Source organism: Sphingomonas sp. AOB5, from assembly GCF_029433115.1.
Classification (GTDB): domain Bacteria; phylum Pseudomonadota; class Alphaproteobacteria; order Sphingomonadales; family Sphingomonadaceae; genus Sphingomonas.
Genome location: NZ_JARNTV010000125.1, coordinates 1 through 2,781, shown reverse-complemented (window position 1 = coordinate 2,781; position 2,781 = coordinate 1). Strand labels below are relative to the sequence as shown.

At 68.0% G+C, this 2,781-nt stretch carries 3 protein-coding genes and 1 pseudogene; 2 read left to right on the top strand and 2 right to left on the bottom strand.

All coding sequences use genetic code 11. The features are described from left to right. Positions 1-697 (top strand): molybdopterin molybdotransferase MoeA (locus P1X14_RS21925; RefSeq protein ID WP_277317548.1); only part of this gene is annotated, 697 nt, incomplete at its 5' end. A 58-nt stretch (positions 698-755) separates the two neighbouring features. Then, positions 756-1,439, top strand: a complete 684-nt coding sequence (gene lexA / locus P1X14_RS21920; protein ID WP_277317547.1) for a transcriptional repressor LexA — start codon at positions 756-758, stop codon at positions 1,437-1,439. A 129-nt stretch (positions 1,440-1,568) separates the two neighbouring features. Here the strand turns inward: lexA and P1X14_RS21915 are convergent, their stop codons facing one another. Continuing rightward, complete coding sequence (locus P1X14_RS21915; RefSeq protein ID WP_277317546.1) at positions 1,569-2,222, bottom strand: 2OG-Fe(II) oxygenase; 654 nt, start codon at positions 2,220-2,222, stop codon at positions 1,569-1,571. A 5-nt stretch (positions 2,223-2,227) separates the two neighbouring features. Further along, a pseudogene (locus tag P1X14_RS21910) lies at positions 2,228-2,781 on the bottom strand (competence protein ComEC); the annotation flags it as partial.

The following is a 2,781-nucleotide window of genomic DNA, read 5'->3' as shown; positions in this document are numbered from 1 at the left end:
CGGCCATGCCGCCCTGCCCGTCCGCCGCAAGCCGCGCATCGCCATCGCCGCCACCGGCGACGAACTGGTCGCGCCCGGCGAGGCGCTCGGCCCGGACCAGCTTCCAGAAACCAACCGCATGATGCTCGCGGCCCAGCTTGCCGATATGGCGGTGGAGATTATCGATCTCGGCATCCTGCCCGACCGCGCCGATGCACTGGAGGCCGCGTTCCGCACTGTCGATGCCGATCTATTGGTCACCACCGGCGGCGCGTCGGTCGGCGATCACGATCTCGTCCGCCCCGCATTGGAGGCGGCGGGTGCCACCATCGATTTCTGGCGGATCGCATTGCGGCCAGGCAAGCCGATGATGGCCGGCCGCCTTGGCGATGCGGTGGTGATCGGCCTGCCCGGCAATCCGGTCTCCGCCTTCGTCACCACGCAACTGTTCGTCCGCCCGCTCGTCGCGCATCTGGCGGGCAGCACCAGCCCCTTCCCCGCCACGCGCTCGGCCACGCTCGGCGAGCCGCTGCCCGCCAATGGCGATCGCACCGATTATATGCGCGCCGCACTGCGCGACGGCGCCGTTTTCGCCGCCGCGATCCAGGACAGTTCGATGCTGCGCACCCTCGCCCGCGCCAACTGCCTGATCCTGCGTCATCCGCACGCGCCACCCGCAAATATCGGCGACTCGGTGGAAATCCTCGACATCGCTTGACAAGCGCGCGGAACATTGCATAAACGTTCCCAGTCTGTTCCAAGAGAGGGTACCGGGCATGCTCACGCGAAAGCAGCACGAGCTGATCTGCTTCATCAATGACCGCCTGAACGATAGCGGCGTCTCGCCCTCGTTCGAGGAAATGAAGGAAGCGCTCGATCTCAAGTCGAAGTCGGGCGTGCACCGGCTGATCTCGGCGCTGGAGGAGCGCGGCTTCATCCGCCGCCTCGCCAACCGCGCCCGCGCACTCGAAGTGCTCAAGATGCCCGAGCGTGGCGTCGAGCCGAAGAAGGCGGCACCTGTCGCTGCCGAAGCCGATAATGTCGTGACGCTCAAGCCGCGTGCGCCCGAACCGGCCAATGACGTGATCGAGATCCCCCTGCATGGCCGCATTGCCGCAGGTACCCCGATCGAGGCGCTGGAAGGCGCTACGATGCTGCCGGTCCCTGCCGCGCTGCTCGGCTCGGGCGAGCATTATGCGCTCGAAGTCGCGGGTGACTCGATGGTCGAGGCCGGCATTCTCGATGGCGATTATGCGCTGATCCGCCGCACCGAAACCGCGCGCGACGGCGAGATCGTCGTGGCGCTGATCGACGAAGCCGAAGCGACGCTGAAATTCTTCCGCAAGGAAGGCGCGATGGTCCGCCTCGATCCGGCGAACCGCAGCTATGATCCGCAGCGCTATCGCCCCAATCAGGTCCGCATCCAAGGCCGCCTCGCGGGCCTTCTCCGCCGTTACTAACTTTGCTGTGCCCCGGCGAAAGCCGGGGTCCAGTTGCGACTGGGACAGCCGGACCAGTGTGAAGTTAGTGTGAAGTTCCGCGTCGCGACGGCGCGCCGGTCCGCTCTCCGCACCGGCATCCCGTCGGCGCTATTCAGGCACCTCGCGCTGCGCCCAGAAATTGATCGCGAACCGCGAGTCCGCATAGTCGCCCGATGGGATGCGGATCGGCAGCACCTCGTGCAGCGCCCAGCTCGGAAAGGCGATCAGCATGTTCTGGCCCGGCGCCAGGTCGACATGCTGCGGCTCGCCCTCGGGTGGCGCCAGCCGCGGCGAGAGGCGCAGTTCGCCGCCCGAATAGCCCTTCGGCTCGCGGTGAAAATAATAGACGATGGTCACCACCCGGTCGCGCTTGTGCCGCGCCGAGCCGGTGGCGGTGTCATGGTGCCGCCCGATGAACCCGCCATCGGGATAGACCACCATCTCGATCTCGAACCGGCTCATCTCGAACGACGCCATGCCCAGATCGGCCAGGATGCCGGGCACCAGCGCCGCGATCCGCTCGCTCGTCCCTGCCTTCCAAGGCGCGGGGCCATACAGGCTGCGCGCGTTGCGCTTCTCCGAATAGACGTGATGCGCGCCCACCTTCGACGCGACCAGCGCGTCTTCGTTCGCCAGCGTCCATGCCAGTAGCGCAGCAAGCTCGTCGGGCGGCAGCACCTCGTGGCGCACCGTGTGCGGCGGGATACGCTGGAGCGGATTGATGGCCCGGCTCCGCTCATCGCCAGACGTCGCAGCCTTCATTCGGATCACTGGCCTTTCGGGATCGGTCGCGGCAACCGTGGCGGCATAACCGTCGCCGGGTCAACCCATGGATGCTTCCCCGCCGGCCCGCTGACCGTTGTCACCCGCCCGCTGGCAAAGGTCACCGCGACCCCGCCGGTCCGCGCCAGCGCCTCGCGGTCCAGCTTCATCCATCGCGGCGTGCATCCCGGCGGCAGGCGGCGGTCGCTATCGACGATGTCGCTCGACCGGCACAGCGCGATCATCTCGCGCCACGGCACCAGATAGTTGCTCCGCGTCGCCGCCACCCGCCAGCGGCGCTCGCCCGCCACAACATCGACGATGCACAGGTCAGAACTGCACCGCGCGCCCGGCTGCTCCGCCAGCAGCGCCAGTTCCTCCTCCCCGCCATTCTCGGCCAGCATGTCGCGGGTATAGTCGCCTGCCCGGTCGCGCAGCAGCGCCATGCCGCCATCGGGCATGCGGATCGCCAGATGCCGCCCGTCGCCGGTCACCAGCAGGTCCGGCGGCGGCGTCGCCAGTGCCCAGATCGCCCCGATCGCCAACGGCACGGCTCCCG

Excerpts from the sequence above, each read along its gene's own strand:
- P1X14_RS21915 (WP_277317546.1), bottom strand. The coding sequence starts at position 2,222 with ATGAAGGCTGCGACGTCTGGCGATGAGCGGAGCCGGGCCATCAATCCG.
- lexA (WP_277317547.1), top strand. The coding sequence starts at position 756 with ATGCTCACGCGAAAGCAGCACGAGCTGATCTGCTTCATCAATGACCGC.